The sequence below is a fragment of the Sphingopyxis sp. genome (assembly GCF_035998965.1).
Lineage (GTDB): Bacteria > Pseudomonadota > Alphaproteobacteria > Sphingomonadales > Sphingomonadaceae > Sphingopyxis.
The window spans coordinates 79,833-93,950 of the sequence record NZ_DASYHE010000082.1; the positions used below are offsets into that span (position 1 = coordinate 79,833).

Sequence of the window (14,118 nt, forward strand, 5' to 3'; positions counted from 1 at the left end):
TGACCGCGATGGGCGAAGGAGCGTGGGAGAGGAGGCCGTTCATCGTGTCCGCCGATGACCGCGCCACCGGAGCATCAGACCGCTCGTCACGGACGAGAGCCAGATCAGGACCAGCCCGCTTGCGAAGCAAGCGATTCCGACCGTCACCGACGCCTGCGTAAACAGCGACGTCGGCTGGTCAACCAGCAGTCCGGCGATGAGAACGAGGCCAGCCATCATGACGGATTCGATCATGACGAGCCGGAACCGCCAACCCAGTGCCTGCCGCTCGGCCACTGCCGCAACGGCCGCGTCGAACAGCGCCCGATCGGCGGGCAACATGGCGTCGAGCTGCATCGCTAGCTCGTCGGGATGGAGCGAAGGCCGCTTCATGCCGCTGGCTCCGATGCTCGCGGCAAGTCGCGGCTATCGCCCAATATCTCGCGGGGATCGACGTCGGCGAGCTCGCACACAGCCTCGAGCGGCGATCGCCCGGCCCGGATCAGTGCTTCGAACGCCGCGACTTCGCCGGGCGCGCTGGTGTTGATCCAGTAGCTGAAGGGATCGACGACAAGCCGCGCGACCCCGAGCCCGAGCGGAGAGTCGATGAAGACCTCGCTATAGTTCGGCTTGTTGTTGCGGACCGATTTCAGGAGGTCGAGGACGAACCCGGAATAGTCAAGAATTTTGCTCTCGACAGCACGATCATAGGTGGAGCCTTGCAGGAGGAACCGCGTCGCCGCATTCTCGAGGATGACTTGGCCTGTGCCGCCGAACAGCGTGAGGTCGTTCATAGACTGGAGGACGATGCCGAAGCTGCCCTGATATTTGCGGGCACGGCGGTAGCCTTGTGCGAAGGCTTCAGCCAGCCGCGACAGATCCTGACCATCGCTTTTCGTCATGAACTGCGCTGCTTCGTCACAAAGCACGAAGCGGGGCCGGTCGCGCGCCGAGAGGTAGAGCTCCTGCGTCACCGCATTTACCACCACCATGACGATGACGTTGAACAGGTCAGGCATGGCTTTCAGCCGCTCGAGCTCGAGGACGACGAACTCGTCGGCGGAGATGTCGAAGGTCGACGGCCCGTTGAAGAAGTGCCCGTAAGCGCCATCCGAGCCGAAATCCCTGAGATTGAACGCGAGCTCGCGCGCGACCGGCTTCAGATGCTCGACACGGTCGAGATCGGCTGCGGCAAATTGCGGATAGGCACCGAGCCAGGCGCGGACCGAGTCGATGCCTTCATCGGCATAGCCCCCATCGATCGTCCACTGGACGGCCGACTTGATGAGATTCCATTCTGAGGTCGAAACGCCTTTGCGCGTCGCCGCGTTCCCCATCTCGGCAACGATCGCGACCGCCATCGCGATCGCCGAATGCTTGTCCTCGCCGTCTAGCGCGAGCCCGAGGTCGAACGGGTTCAGAACCAGCCGTTCCTCGCCGACGTCGATATAACGACCCGAGCAGAGGGTGCAGAGCTTGCGGTAGGATCCGCCAATGTCGATGATGCGGATGAGGGCGTTCTGGGCATAATATTGCCGGCAGAGATCGTTGAGGAGGAAACTCTTGCCCGCGCCGCTTTCGGCCGCGACCACAAAATTATAATTGTTGATGCGCGGATCGAAGAGGTCGAGTGTGACGAGCTGACCCTTGCGGCCCACATAGAGCAGGGCAGGGCGGCCGCCTCCGCGAAAGTCGGTCTGGATCGGCGCCATCAGCGCTGCCGCCTTCACCGGCATCCGGAAATCGCGCTCGAGCATCTTGATCGTTCGGCGCTCGGGATAAAGGCCGAACGGCAGGCTCGCGGTCAGCAAGATCGGATTGAGGTAGGATTCTTCCTGCACCATCCAGGGCAGCGGTTCACTTTCCCAGAGGCGCTTGGCGCGCGCGGCCATCTCGCGGGCGTGATGGGAATCGCGGCCGAACACCCAGACGGTCGGCATGACCGAGACGAAACGGCTGTTGCCGGCCTCGTCGAGCACCCAGCCGATTTCCTCGATCTGTTTGCCGACCTCGACCGCAAAGCTGCCCGCCGCTTTCTGCGCCGACAATATCTGGGCGCGCTTGTGAATTTCGAACTGCGAATGGTCGAAGAGGATGTTGAGGCAATAGAGGAAGGGGCCGCCAATCTGGTCGCTGTCCTCGGCGCTCCCGCGCATCCCGCCCATCAGCCGGTTCATGTGTTCCGCGGTAACCCGCCTCGCCGGCGCTTTCGGCGTCAGGCAGCGTGCGACCTGGCCCCCGAGGAACACTTCGGGTCCGTCGAAAGCGAGATCGGGGCCGGCATCGACGATCTGCTTGCGGATCGGCGGGGCGGGGTGCCCGGCTGCACCGCTGGCGAATACGCCAGGAGCGTCCTCGAAGACGCCGTTGAAGATACGGCGATAGAAGGAGATCATTTCGTGCGGCTCGACGCGGCGAATGCCGAGCTTGGCAAGCTGCTCTTCGATCTGGCGGCGCAGGTCGCTGTGCATGGGGGCGCGCGTTTTGACAGCGAGGAAGGTCCGGAAATCACGCACCGGAATGCCGTGGAGCGCGCCAAGCCCGTTCCGGCCTTCGTTTAGATAAGCGTGCGTCCGGCGCGCCGATGCCTGGATCAGCGGATCTGGCCGGGTCTTGAGGTCGAGATAGGCGTCGAGCGCTGGCGCAATCAGCGGGTCGGCGAAGCTGATAAGCTGGACGACGCTGTTCTCGGGAAACTGGACGTTGAACAGGCCGAGCAGCGCCTGGTGAACATGCGCGAACATATAGGCGGTAGGGGTCAACTCCCAAGCATAGCCCCAGCCATCATCGATGCAGAGAAAGGCTTCCTCTTCCTCGACCCAGGCGACGAGCGGGAGGAAATCCGAATAGCGGTCGCGCGCAACGGCGCGGTGCAGGTCGGAGAAGGTAAGACCACCGCCGGTTCCGGGCGCCTTCATGGCCGCGGCTCCGCGCGCGCGGGCACAACCGGCGGCGTCAGTTCGCTTCCGGGCACCTCGCGGATCTGCTCGAGCACCGGCACGCGCGCCGCGGCTGAGACCGGCGGCACGAGATAGCCGCCGACGACCCAGGAGGGGGGCTCAAGCACCGAATAGACGAAACGCGGCATATAGAGCCGGTCGGGCCGGTTCCGATCGGCATAGGGCAGGATCAGTGTTCGCACCGCCTGCGCCGGCCGCAGCATCGGCGCCTCGGGCGCCTCGATCAGCCCCTGAAGCTCCCGGTAGACGCTGTCGCGGTAATCACCATAGGCATCAGCATCGCTGCGTCCTCGGCGCGCGGTGCCGCGCTGGTTCGCCTTGAGCAATATCTTGTCGCGTGTCACCGCCGGGTCCGAACGCGAAGCCCGGCCCTCCGCCGCATCCTCATAGGCTTTCTCGGGATGGATGCACTGGCCGTGATCGTCGTTCTTGCAGCTGAACTTTTCGCTGTACGGCGACATCGCTGAGCCGAGCGTTGCGCACCCTGAGAGTGGCAAGACGCCGGCAAGCAAGAGTGCGGCTGAGCAGAGGCGCGCGCGGCGCCGGTTTGACATATCGGTCATCGATATTCCTCCGAGGATGGGCGGGGGCATCAGAACTTGCTCCCGGCGGTCGGCTTGATCTCGAGCGTGACGCCTTCCTGGATGACGACGACGACGTCCTTGGCGGCGCCCACTTCGACGATAGGTCCCGCCTGCCGCGCGAGATCGAGATAGAAGTCGGTGAGCTTGTCGGACGACTTCGAGAGGCCGCCTGCGATCCCCACCTTGGCGGCGTCGCCGACATCGAGCGTCCGCACCGAACCCAAGGCCGATGTCGACACGTCACCGACCGTGTTCTCGACCGTCTGGCTGATCCCGCTGATCGTGCCGGCGATGAAGGCGCGCGCGAGACTCGCGCCGGCGCGCGTTACCACCTTGCCCGACAGCCCCTTCTTGCCGTCGGTGTCGACGAAGAAACCCTTGATCGGCTGGTCGACCACCGAGCGTTCGTCGAAATCGACGCAGGACAGCGATACGAGCTGGACCTCGACCCGCTCCTTGGCGAGGCTGCCCGTCGCGTTGCCGATGACGAAGCAGCCCGAGAGATTGGCCTTGACGTCATTCGGCAGCACGGCGGGCGCCTGGACGCGCGCAATCAGCGGCTCGGGGTTCGAGGTAGCATCGCGGCTCGCGAGCGCGTCGATCCCGGTCAGCAGCCGCGCCTTCATGAAACCAGGTGGCAAATAGATCGTCCGGGTCTTTTTTTTAGCGCCAGACGGCGCGCCCTTGCCATCGGCCGCGGCAATCGTGCCGGGGGCGGTCACCGCGGCGCCGATCGCGCCGACGGCCTTTTCAACCGGGGGCGCAGGAGGAGCAGGGGGCGCCGCGGGTGGTGAAGGAGGTGGCGGGATCTCGCCCGTCGCGATTTCGGCATCGCCGGGCGCGGGTGGATAATCCGGTATCGCGCCCGGCAGAGCCGGGGGAAGCCCGGGGTCGCCGTCGGGAGGTGCGCCTGGCTTGCTGCCGGGCACGACCTTGCCCTCCTCGATCGCGGTGACGCGGTCGCCGAGCAAGGTCTGGCCATCGAGAATCTTCTGGAGGTCGCCCCGCAGCTTGGTCTCGAGGCTGTCGCCGCGCAGGCCGGCGCCCATGTCGAGCTTGGTCACCGCTGGCGCCTCGGGCGCCTTCTCATCTCCGCCTGTACTCGCCGCGTAGAGACCGGTACCGAGCATCGCGACGACGCCCGCGACACTCAACTGCTTGGCGCGCAGCTTCTGTTTCGAGCCCAGCGTCGCCCAGCGCTCCTTGAATGCGAGAAGAGCGGGGCCGCGAGTGGCCTCGGGCGGAAGCGGTTTGCCGACCTCGCCGAGATCGAGCGGCTCTTGTTCGGGCGTGTCGTTCATTCGCCGTCTCCCCGGCGGATAACGATCAGCCGCGCGCTTTCGCCCGCCTTGAGGCTCAGTCGGTCGAGCGTGACTGCGAAGATGTCGATGCCAAGCGCGCGGTCGAGGAACTGCTGTTCCTCGAGCACGACATCGCTGTCGCTACCGAGGCGATACTCGGAGACGGAAAGGCCGGAGCCTTCGATCGCGAGACGCCGGCGCTCGACGAGCTGCGCCGAGGGGAGGCCGGCAATCGTGATCGTTCCCGACCGCGGCGCGACCTCGGTGAAGCTTGCCGGCACGCGGTCCTGAAGCATCGCGAGCGTGATCGACACTGCCCTCTCTTCCTCGACTAGCGGCCCGAGCAGCTCCTCATTGGCCCGTGCGCGCTGCGGCCGTCCGGGAGCAAGCGTGACCGTTTGCGCGGGAATTTCCGTAGGCTCGGCATAGAGCGGATAGATGGCCCCGTTGCAGCTGATGAAGAACTCAGAGGGTGTCGTCACATAGCTGCGCGTCACCATACCCATATCGTCGACTTCCTTGACGAGAAACTTGATCCAGGCGTCGGAGCCCGCGCGCTCGACCGCGATCGCCTTCTCGGCCGAGAATTTTACATCCTCGATCTCGCCGCCGACGCAGACGATATGATTGACGTCGCGGTTTGAGAGGCGGATCGTGCTCATCTGGTCGGGAAGGACGGTGATGGCTTGCGCTGATGCGGGCGCGGGCAACAGCAGCGCGGCAACGGGCAGCGCCGCCGCGAGCCTAGCGAGGCTGGACATCGAATTTCTCCTCGGTGAGCGAAATGACCCAGAAGCGTCCGTTCTCGATGGCGTAGCGGACGCGAAGTTCGCCGCGGAACTTGCGGATGACACCGCCGATCACGCGGACCTTCTCGATCGGGACCAGGATGTCACGCTCGGTCCACTGGACCGGCTGATCGGGGCGGATGTAGGTCGCGATCGACAGCGTCGGATTGCCCGCGAGCTCGTCCAATATGCCGTTCAGGCTGTCGCGCATGCTGTCGTACGCCGATGGATGGACGATCGAGAGCAGTTCCTGGAACTGCCGGTCGGCCGAGTAGGCCGAATAGGTCCCGGCGAGCGCGACGATATTGCGCGTCATCGTGCGGATATAGGCGGCCGATGGCTTCGAGCCGGTCACATAGAGATCGCCGCCCGAACCGAACGGCACGACCACCGTGCGCTCTTTCTGGTCCGAGCTGTAAATGACCGTGCCAAGCACCGCGGTAATGCCGAACAGCCCGACGATCGCGAACTTGAGCAGCCGGTTCTCTTCGAAGAGGTTCGATGAGCCCTGAATGTACCGATGGATCCCGAAGCTGGCGGGTTTACCGAGCAGCGGGTCGACCGGCGCGCTTCGGGGTTTGCGATGACGCGAGAACATCTGCGGCCTCACTCGTAAAATCGGGTTTGGGTCGGACCCGGATAATGGCGAAAGCGAAGCATCCCCCAGCGCCATGCGAGATGGGCGAGGAAACCGCGCGGCTGCGCGCGCTTCCATGGCAGGAAAAGGAGAAGGGCCGCGATGAACGCCCAACCGACCAGTCCGCCGACGATGACGGCGACGAAGATGGTGGTGACCACCAACACGAACTCGTCCGATCCGAACCACAGGATCTGAACCGGCTTGTGCAGATATTGGGGCAAGCGTTCGTCCATCGACCCTTCTCCTCCTGCTACGGTCCTCACCAGCGAAGCAAATCGAAAGCGAAGACGAGGGTCCGGGAGCACTTCCTCCCGGTGACCGGAACGTGGGCGAGCGTGGAACCCGAATGCTTGCCCACGTTCCGATGCCGTCAGATCACCATGCCGAAGGTTTGAAGGATGCTGTCCGCCTTAATGAGGCAGACGGCAGCGACGATCGTCGGGATGCCGATCATGATATTGCTGAACAGTCGCGACACGCCGAACAGGAAGGCGGCGACGCCCCCGACGAAGCCGAGCGGGCCTTTGACACCCTGGTTCACGACAATGTCGTAGATGTCGTAGCCGAGATCCCCCGCCACGGGCGCGGTAAAGGCGTGGGCGCTTGCCGCGAGGAGCGACAGAAGCAGGACCGGTACGCCGACATCGGCGGCCGAAAGTACGGTTCTGGTAAGTTTTTTGACCATGAATGATTGCTTTCTTGGGCATTGGGCCGCCCTGAACTCTGCCTGCCGGCATCGATGGTGATCGTTGTCGGCCGACGGCGGTGCTGGACGGCCCGAAGGGGCGTCGCCGCCGGCATTCCGGTGCGTTGGGACCGAGAGCGATGATGCTCTCTGCGTCCGAGCAGCCGCCATGAAGAGATGGAATTCAGCGAGAGACACGGTTGGTCTTCGCCGAGGATAGAAAGGCCTCGATCTCGGCCTGCTGAAATCCGGAGATGAGCTTGCCGCCCGCGATCAAGGTCGGCGTCCCGCTGACACCAGCGGCGCTGACCACTTTGGCGTGAGCTTCGACCTTTCCGCGGCCTTCAGCGCAGGTTCGCAGCGCTGTCGGCGCGGCACCCGAATAGATGGCTTTAAAGGCTACCGCCTTATCGACTGAGCACAGGATGTGCTCGGACTTTGCCGCGGCTTCCGGATGAATGCCGCTCACGAAGAATATGAGACGCCGGACCGGTTTTCCCTCGGCGGCCTTCGCTGCCCAATATCGATTAAGCGCGCGACAATAGGGGCAGTCGGGATCGGTAAATTCGATCACCGTCGGCGCATCCTTGGGGCCGATTTCAAGCGCCTGTGAGGAGTCTATCGATTTCAGACGGTTGGAGATGCCGGCTTCCTGCGCGAGGGCTGTCAGATTGACGCCGTTCTTGTCGAAGATCGACGCGAACAAGAGATGCTCGCTCTCGGGCGCATAATAGACGATCCGGCCGCCAGCACTCGCTTGATAGATCGCGCCTTTCACCGGCGCCGGTTCGAAATCATCGAACTGGAGATTTGTGAAGGTTTGCTTGAGTTGCTGCTCCGCCTCCGCTGCGGCTTTTGCCAGCAACACCTTCTCCGTCTTCTCTTGTGCACAAACGACCGGCGAGGCGAGAAGTGCGGCCGCCGCCAGTAAGACGGCAGGTTTCTTGAAGGGGCCGTTCGCCGATAATGACGATAACCGGAATCGAGGCGCAGCACGATCGTTCGCGGAATCGCATGACATGAGTCCTCCCTGGCGCGACGGCGCCCGTTCGATGTGGGTTGCGTGAACGTCCGATGAGGCAGCCAGTGATAAGTCAGCCGGTCGGAACGGAGGGATAGATGGACGCGCTGTGAGCCAGCGGCAATCGTGAGGGCAGGCGCGTTCCCCAAGGCGGCACGATTGTGCCGCAGCCGAGCATCGTGATTCCAACTTTCATATTGGAATCAATGAATTGAAGGGAATTGCGTCAGGCGCGACACAGACTGAAATCCTTGAAGATGAACGAAGCTAATAGACTGAAAGCATCTCTACTTGCTGTGTCGCTCAGCGATAGCCAGCCTCGCATGGAGCGCTAGCGCACCACATACTATTCGGACGGAAGCTCATGTCGGACACCAGGACATGCGAGAAGGGCGGCGTCGCTTCGCTGGATCAGCTCAAGGAGTTCTCTGGGCGGCGCATCGAAAGCGAGCGTCTTCGCCGTCGCTTGAGTCAGGAGCATCTTGCCCGCAGAGTTGGATTGAGCGTTCGTTGGCTACGAGAGATCGAGAGCGGTAACCCGGCCGTGGCGCTCGATGACCATTTACGTTGCGCAGCGGCGCTCCGTCTCGCGCCCGCGTTCGTCCTTCTTCCCTTGTTGGACCCTGACTACAGCCAAGCTTCGTCGATCGATCCAGCGCCATTCGAATGGGCCGACATCGAATATCTGATCTGGACTCATATCGGCAGACGAGCAGGATGGGCTGCACACCGCGGCGAATTTGAACGCGCCCAGGAACCTCTGCGCGCCGAGGTTCGAGTCCCTGCTGAAAATCAGTCAAGAACAGCACAATCTTTACCTGCTACTCAGGATAGGAGCTAAAATTGCTACTTCTGAAAATTTGTCAAGTGAACCAGGGACAAGGATTTGCGTACCCGAGTTGCATTGCGATCAGAACGACGAAGTTCGGGGCAAACCGACATCCCAGGATCGTCCAGAACTTGCCAAGATACTCGATGGCTTCTGAGCTGCTACCCGTTTCTGGACCGCCCTGCTGGCAGCCTTCCAGCGTGCTGACATCAGGGCGGGCCATGTGCCGCTGATGCCAACATGAGCGATATCGGTGATTTGTTTTCGATCGCGCTGTGCGGTCGTACCTCGTTGTAGTCCCTACGCCAAGCCTCGCATTTTCGCACCGCGTCATCCAGGCTCATGAACCAGTGGGCGTTAAGGCATTCCTTGCCGTTGAAGCTCTCGATGAACGCGTTGTCGGTGGGCTTGCCAGGCCGCGAGAAGTCGAGCGTCACGCCCTTCATGTAGGCCCACAGATCGAGCTCGCGGGAGATAAAATTCGCTGCCATTGTCAGCCCTGATCGAGGCGGGATAACCCACTTGCGCGCAGCCCCGTTCCAGCACCTCGAACACATCCGGTGTCCGGTGCAGGCGCGATTGCCGCTCGACGACGTGTTCATCGCGCTGAAGGACGTGATCCCACACCTGACACGCTCGTCGCTGCACCGTTGCCTGCAACGCCACGGGATCAGTCGGTTGCCCAAAGCCGATCGGGAGAAGCCGAAGAAGTTCAAGAAATATGAGATTGGCTACTTCCACGTCGATATCGCGGAACTGCGCTATGAAGGCGGAAGAGGCTTCCTCTATGTCGAAGTGGACCGCACCTCGAAGCTGGTGTTCGCCCGCATCTATCGCCGGGCGACCAAGCTTGCCGCGGCAGCGTTCCTGCGCGTGCTTATCAAGACGGTGCCATACAGGATCCGTGGCCTGCTGCCGGTTTGGTGGACACCGAGATAGGGTGTTTCCACCTATCGGAGGTCCACAATGCAAAGAAGGAAGTTCAGCCGCGAGTTCAAGCTTGAGGCGGTGAGGATGGTCCGCGAACGCGGGGTGACGATCGCGCAGGCGTCGCGCGATCTGGATGTGCATGCGAACGTGCTGCGTAAATGGGTCCGGGAGCTTGCCGCCGATCCGGGTCATGCCTTTCCCGGTCACGGTCAGATGAAGCCGGAGCAGATGGAGATCGATCGCCTGCGGCGCGAGCTGGCCAAGTTGAAGGCGGAGCGCGACATCCTAAAAAAAGCCGCCGCCTACTTCGCGAGGGACTCGATATGAAGTTCCAGTTCATCGCGAAGCACCGAGGGATCTGGCCGGTGGCATGGATGTGCGGGGCGCTCGGTGTCTCGCGAAGCGGCTTCCATGCCTGGCTGATCCGCCCGCCGTCGCAGCGTGCCCGCGACGACGAGGTGATCGGTGCGAAGGTCCGTGCCAGCCATGTAGGAAGTTATCGCACTTATGGCGCGCGCCGTGTCTGGCACGACCTGCTGGCCGATGGGGTGTCCTGCGGCCTGCACCGGATCGAACGGCTCATGCGGGCGCAGGGTCTGCGAGCGAGGCCGCGGCGACGCGGGCTTCCCAAGGATCACGGCGATCGTTCGGTCATCGCCGGCAACGTGCTCGATCGCCAGTTCACGGCAGACAGGCCGAACCAGAAGTGGGTGGCCGACTTCACCTATATCTGGACGGCCGAGGGATGGCTCTATGTTGCTGCGGTGATCGACCTGTTCTCGCGCCGGGTGGTCGGATGGTCGATGACTCCCAACATGACAGCCCAGCTCGTCACCGATGCGCTGATCATGGCGATCTGGCGGCGCGGCAAGCCCGATGCTCTCCTGCATCACTCGGATCAGGGCAGCCAGTATAACAGCGAGCAGTTCCAGCGGCTCATGGCCGACAATGGGGTCACCTGCTCAATGAGCCGGTCCGGCAATGTATGGGATAATGCCGCCATGGAGAGCTTCTTCTCCTCGCTCAAGACCGAGCGGATCGGGAAGAAGATCTACCGCACGAGGGCGCAGGCGAAGGCCGACGTGTTCGATTATATCGAATGCTTCTACAACCCGACCCGGCGTCACTCGACCTTGGGTTACCTCAGTCCTATCGACTTCGAACGTGAAGCTGGGGTAGCCTGAATGAACTTATCTCGGTGTCCACCAAACCGGCAGCAGGCCACCGTAAGCGCTAATTTACCCCCACATTTTCGAATGTTCTGAGATCGTTATGTTGCGCGCCTTCTGTATCGGGAGCGTAACTAGCGATGGGCGATGTAACGACGTTCGAAAGTAGCTTCGAAAGCAACGGGAACGGTCGTGCTCGCCCGATGGAGGTGATCCCGGCGGGTCGCGAGCGTCGGCAGTGGACGCCGGAAGCGAAGGCCCGGATCATCGCCGAGAGTATGGCGCCGCGGGCGAACGTCGCGGATATCGCGCGCCGGAACGATATCCTGCCGCAGCAGCTCTACGCCTGGCGCCGGGAAGCGCGCGAACGGATGGAATCGGACGACGCGCCGGCCTTCGTTCCGGCAATGGTCGAGGAGCCGAAGGCGCAGGGCAGCGGCGCCGAGATCCGCATCAACATCAAGGGCATGACGATCCGCATTCCCGACGGCGTGACTGCCGACCATATCGAGCGGGTGCTGCTCGCGGTGCAGGTGTCGACATGATCATCCCGCCGGGACCACTCAAAGTGCTGGTGGCGGTGAAGCCGGTCGACTTCCGCAAGGGAATGGTGGGCCTGGCGTCGCTCGTGCAGCACGAGCTGAACCGCGACCCCTTCTCCGGAATCATGTTCGTGTTCCGCCGCAAGCGCGCCGATCGGATCAAGCTGCTGCTATGGGACGGGACCGGCCTGGTGCTGGTGACGAAGCGGCTCGAGACGGGCACGTTCCGCTGGCCGCGCTTCGGCGACGGGGTGATGAGCCTTACCGCGGCGCAGGCTTCGGCGCTGATCGAAGGGCTCGACTGGGTGCGTGTTCATGCCCCGCGTGTGGCGCGTCCGGTGATGGCGTTATAGGCCGTGAAAATGACTCGTCTTGCCGCACAAAACGGGCAGAAAACCGCGAAATAATGTATCCATCCGCACCATGAGCGAGGGGGTGGAAGAGCTGCCCGACGACGTCGAGGCACTAAAGGCGATGATCATCGCCGAACGGCTCCGCTCCGCCCGGCTCCAGCACCTTCTTGATGTCCTCAATCGCATGCACTTCGGCAAGCGGTCGGAGAAGATCGACAGCGGCCAGCTCGCGCTGGCGCTCGAAGATCGCGACGTATCGATGGCCGAAGCCGAACTGCTGGTCGAACAGGGCGAGGAAGCCACCGGCATCGCGCCGCCGCGGCGCAAGCGTGCGGCGGACGAACCCGCGCCTCGCTGCCGGCGCATCTTCCGCGTCACGAGATCGAGATCGCGCCGGAGGCCGGCTGCTGCGCGGGCTGCGGCGGTGCGCTGCACCGGATCGGCGAGGATCGGTCCCAACGACTCGACATCATCCCCGCCCAATATCGCGTCATCGTGACGGTGCGGCCGAGGATGGTGTGCCGATCGTGCGGCGATAGCGTCGCGCAGGCGAAGGCTCCCGCGCATGTGGTGCCGGGCGGCCTGCCGAGGGAAGCGCTGCTCGCCGATATCCTCGTCAAGAAATACGCTGATCACCTTCCGCTCTACCGGCAGGCGCAGATGTTGGCGCGCCAGGGCGTGACGATCGATCGCGCGACGCTCGCGGGCTGGGTCGGCCGCGCGGCGGGCTATCTGAAGCCGATCGTCGACCGGCAGAAGGCGGAGCTTCTGAAGAGCGATCGCCTGTTCGTCGACGAGACCACCGCGATGGTGCTGGCGCCGAGCAGCGGCAAGACGAAGACGGGCTACCTGTGGGCGATGGTCCGCGACGACCGCCCGCATGGCGGGGTCGATCCACCCGCGATCGTTTACAGCTACATGCCGGGCCGGGGCGGCATGTGGGCGGCGAAGCTCCTCGGCGAGTATCACGGCATCCTGCAGGTCGATGGCTATGAAGCCTATGGCCAGTTCGGCAAGGCGGGACGTCCCGGCGGACCCTCGGTGCTGGCCTATTGCTGGGCGCATGTTCGCCGCGGCTTCTTCGACGCCGGCGGCAAGGGCGATGGCGCGCCGATCGCCACCGAAGCGCTGCACCGGATCGGGCTGCTCTACAACATCGAGCGCGAGATCCACGGTCGCACGCCCGAGGAGCGCCTTGCCGTCCGCTAGGCGCGGTCCAGCCCGATCGTCGACGAGCTGCATGACTGGCTCGACGCCAAGCGCCGGCGCATGTTCAGCGGCTCGCCGACCCTCAAGGCGATCAACTATGCACTGAGCCACTGGGCCGGGCTCGTCCGGTTCCTCGACGATGGCCGGATCGACATCGACAACAACCCGGTGGAGCGGTCGATGCGGCCGATCGCACTCCAACGGAAAAATGCGTTGTTCGCGGGCCACGAACTGGGCGCCGAGAACTGGGCGGCGATCGCGTCGCTGATCGAGACCTGCAAGCTGGGTGCGATCAACCCCGCCGCCTACCTGGCCGACGTCCTTGCCCGCATCGTCACCCGCGGCGACGGCGAGCCCATCGATGACCTGCTACCTGGGAACTGGGTCGATACAAAGGCCGCCGAAATGACGTTCGAAACGAGTGCCACCGCCAACGCCGCCTGAGCAAAGCACGATCGAAATTAGATACAACGAAATTAGGCGCCAGCTTCTAATCGAAGCCCGCGCCCGTCCGCCCCGCGTGGGGGAAAATTATCACTTACCAGGATCCACACCATCCTGACAGATAACGGCGTACAGTTCGTGCAGCGGGACCAAGGCGGCCCACTGGGATGGATCGGCCATATCTTCGGCCGTGTCTGCGAGCAGAACGGCATCGAGCATCGCCTCACCAAGCCCTATCACCCATGGACCAACGGCCAGGCCGAACGGATGGTGCGCACCATCAAGGAGGCCACCGTCAAATCCTTCCATTACACGTCGATCAATGAACTGCGCCGCCATGTCCGCGACTGGCTCGTCGCTTACAACTTCGCCAAGCAGTTGAAGGCTCTGCGCTTCAAGACAACCTACGAGGCCATCGAAGAGCTCCGGAAATCCAAGCCAGATATCTTCAATATGAAACCACTCCATCACATGCTGGGACTAAACACCTAACAGTCCACGCGGACCACTCGGTGGGGGCCGGTCAGATTCGAGGGGCAGGAGCCAATGTGCCTCCCATATCGCTCGCGCGAGACGCAAGTTTCCGCAGTGCGCACGCCGGACGTATCTCACACCCATTCCTCGCCCAAGACTGCAATTGGCGCATGAAATCGGCGTCGGAGGGCCTGCTACTGGCCCTCCGAC

At 63.2% G+C, this 14,118-nt stretch carries 13 protein-coding genes and 4 pseudogenes; 7 read left to right on the forward strand and 10 right to left on the reverse strand.

All coding sequences use genetic code 11. From position 1 onward, the window contains the following. Positions 1 to 39 precede the first annotated feature (39 nt). The 9 genes from VGN68_RS14315 to VGN68_RS14355 form a co-directional block, all read right to left on the reverse strand. Positions 40 to 372: a hypothetical protein gene (locus VGN68_RS14315; RefSeq protein ID WP_054588712.1), complete on the reverse strand. Its 333-nt coding sequence runs from the start codon at positions 370 to 372 to the stop codon at positions 40 to 42. After that, a complete protein-coding gene (locus VGN68_RS14320; RefSeq protein ID WP_054588711.1) occupies positions 369 to 2,897 on the reverse strand; it encodes a TraC family protein in 2,529 nt (842 codons plus the stop codon). The genes VGN68_RS14315 and VGN68_RS14320 overlap by 4 nt, the downstream gene beginning before the upstream one ends. Further along, positions 2,894 to 3,502 carry a TraV family lipoprotein gene (locus VGN68_RS14325; RefSeq protein ID WP_054588710.1) on the reverse strand — a complete coding sequence of 203 codons (609 nt, stop codon included), beginning with the start codon at positions 3,500 to 3,502 and terminating at the stop codon, positions 2,894 to 2,896. Before VGN68_RS14325 ends, VGN68_RS14320 begins: the two co-directional genes overlap by 4 nt. A gap of 29 nt (positions 3,503 to 3,531) precedes the next feature. Next, on the reverse strand, positions 3,532 to 4,824 hold the full coding sequence (locus VGN68_RS14330; protein ID WP_054588709.1) for a TraB/VirB10 family protein: 1,293 nt from the start codon (positions 4,822 to 4,824) through the stop codon (positions 3,532 to 3,534). After that, complete coding sequence (locus VGN68_RS14335; protein ID WP_054588708.1) at positions 4,821 to 5,585, reverse strand: type-F conjugative transfer system secretin TraK; 765 nt, start codon at positions 5,583 to 5,585, stop codon at positions 4,821 to 4,823. Before VGN68_RS14335 ends, VGN68_RS14330 begins: the two co-directional genes overlap by 4 nt. After that, the gene (locus VGN68_RS14340) at positions 5,569 to 6,210 is read right to left on the reverse strand and encodes a TraE/TraK family type IV conjugative transfer system protein (protein ID WP_062900422.1); all 642 of its coding nucleotides are present in this window, start codon (positions 6,208 to 6,210) and stop codon (positions 5,569 to 5,571) included. Before VGN68_RS14340 ends, VGN68_RS14335 begins: the two co-directional genes overlap by 17 nt. A gap of 8 nt (positions 6,211 to 6,218) precedes the next feature. After that, the gene (locus VGN68_RS14345) at positions 6,219 to 6,485 is read right to left on the reverse strand and encodes a type IV conjugative transfer system protein TraL (RefSeq protein ID WP_054588706.1); all 267 of its coding nucleotides are present in this window, start codon (positions 6,483 to 6,485) and stop codon (positions 6,219 to 6,221) included. A gap of 137 nt (positions 6,486 to 6,622) precedes the next feature. Continuing rightward, positions 6,623 to 6,937 carry a hypothetical protein gene (locus tag VGN68_RS14350; protein ID WP_054588705.1) on the reverse strand — a complete coding sequence of 105 codons (315 nt, stop codon included), beginning with the start codon at positions 6,935 to 6,937 and terminating at the stop codon, positions 6,623 to 6,625. A 184-nt stretch (positions 6,938 to 7,121) separates the two neighbouring features. Continuing rightward, entirely contained in the window at positions 7,122 to 7,958 is an 837-nt protein-coding gene (locus VGN68_RS14355; protein WP_082665251.1) for a DsbC family protein, read from the reverse strand. Positions 7,959 to 8,322: 364 nt separating this feature from the next. Here VGN68_RS14355 and VGN68_RS14360 point away from each other — a divergent pair, with 364 nt between their 5' ends. Beyond that, positions 8,323 to 8,799: a helix-turn-helix domain-containing protein gene (locus VGN68_RS14360; RefSeq protein WP_081997358.1), complete on the forward strand. Its 477-nt coding sequence runs from the start codon at positions 8,323 to 8,325 to the stop codon at positions 8,797 to 8,799. Between the two features lie 197 nt (positions 8,800 to 8,996). On the opposite strand, the pseudogene VGN68_RS14365 reads toward VGN68_RS14360, so the two are convergent. Beyond that, positions 8,997 to 9,345 (reverse strand): annotated as a pseudogene (locus VGN68_RS14365) (integrase core domain-containing protein); the annotation flags it as partial. A 6-nt stretch (positions 9,346 to 9,351) separates the two neighbouring features. Between VGN68_RS14365 and VGN68_RS14370 the strand changes: the two are divergent. The 6 genes and pseudogenes from VGN68_RS14370 to VGN68_RS14395 all read left to right on the forward strand — a co-directional run. Then, positions 9,352 to 9,702: pseudogene (locus VGN68_RS14370) on the forward strand (IS481 family transposase); the annotation flags it as partial. Between the two features lie 51 nt (positions 9,703 to 9,753). After that, a protein-coding gene (locus VGN68_RS14375; RefSeq protein ID WP_202988351.1) for an IS3 family transposase occupies positions 9,754 to 10,901 on the forward strand; the annotation gives its coding sequence in 2 pieces (ribosomal slippage) (positions 9,754 to 10,012 and positions 10,012 to 10,901; 1,149 coding nt in all). Positions 10,902 to 11,026: 125 nt separating this feature from the next. Further along, positions 11,027 to 11,431: an IS66-like element accessory protein TnpA gene (gene tnpA, locus VGN68_RS14380; RefSeq protein WP_081997356.1), complete on the forward strand. Its 405-nt coding sequence runs from the start codon at positions 11,027 to 11,029 to the stop codon at positions 11,429 to 11,431. Further along, positions 11,428 to 11,781 (forward strand): IS66 family insertion sequence element accessory protein TnpB, encoded by a 354-nt coding sequence (tnpB, locus tag VGN68_RS14385; RefSeq protein ID WP_062900420.1) that lies wholly within the window; start codon positions 11,428 to 11,430, stop codon positions 11,779 to 11,781. The genes tnpA and tnpB overlap by 4 nt, the downstream gene beginning before the upstream one ends. Before the next feature lie 70 nt (positions 11,782 to 11,851). Beyond that, positions 11,852 to 13,434: pseudogene (gene tnpC, locus VGN68_RS14390) on the forward strand (IS66 family transposase). Positions 13,435 to 13,533: 99 nt separating this feature from the next. After that, positions 13,534 to 13,926: pseudogene (locus VGN68_RS14395) on the forward strand (integrase core domain-containing protein); the annotation flags it as partial. Positions 13,927 to 14,118 lie beyond the last annotated feature (192 nt).

Excerpts from the sequence above, each read along its gene's own strand:
- VGN68_RS14315 (WP_054588712.1), bottom strand. The coding sequence starts at position 372 with ATGAAGCGGCCTTCGCTCCATCCCGACGAGCTAGCGATGCAGCTCGAC.
- VGN68_RS14320 (WP_054588711.1), bottom strand. The coding sequence starts at position 2,897 with ATGAAGGCGCCCGGAACCGGCGGTGGTCTTACCTTCTCCGACCTGCAC.
- VGN68_RS14325 (WP_054588710.1), bottom strand. The coding sequence starts at position 3,502 with ATGACCGATATGTCAAACCGGCGCCGCGCGCGCCTCTGCTCAGCCGCA.
- VGN68_RS14330 (WP_054588709.1), bottom strand. The coding sequence starts at position 4,824 with ATGAACGACACGCCCGAACAAGAGCCGCTCGATCTCGGCGAGGTCGGC.
- VGN68_RS14335 (WP_054588708.1), bottom strand. The coding sequence starts at position 5,585 with ATGTCCAGCCTCGCTAGGCTCGCGGCGGCGCTGCCCGTTGCCGCGCTG.
- VGN68_RS14340 (WP_062900422.1), bottom strand. The coding sequence starts at position 6,210 with ATGTTCTCGCGTCATCGCAAACCCCGAAGCGCGCCGGTCGACCCGCTG.
- VGN68_RS14345 (WP_054588706.1), bottom strand. The coding sequence starts at position 6,485 with ATGGACGAACGCTTGCCCCAATATCTGCACAAGCCGGTTCAGATCCTG.
- VGN68_RS14350 (WP_054588705.1), bottom strand. The coding sequence starts at position 6,937 with ATGGTCAAAAAACTTACCAGAACCGTACTTTCGGCCGCCGATGTCGGC.
- VGN68_RS14355 (WP_082665251.1), bottom strand. The coding sequence starts at position 7,958 with ATGTCATGCGATTCCGCGAACGATCGTGCTGCGCCTCGATTCCGGTTA.
- VGN68_RS14360 (WP_081997358.1), top strand. The coding sequence starts at position 8,323 with ATGTCGGACACCAGGACATGCGAGAAGGGCGGCGTCGCTTCGCTGGAT.
- tnpA (WP_081997356.1), top strand. The coding sequence starts at position 11,027 with ATGGGCGATGTAACGACGTTCGAAAGTAGCTTCGAAAGCAACGGGAAC.
- tnpB (WP_062900420.1), top strand. The coding sequence starts at position 11,428 with ATGATCATCCCGCCGGGACCACTCAAAGTGCTGGTGGCGGTGAAGCCG.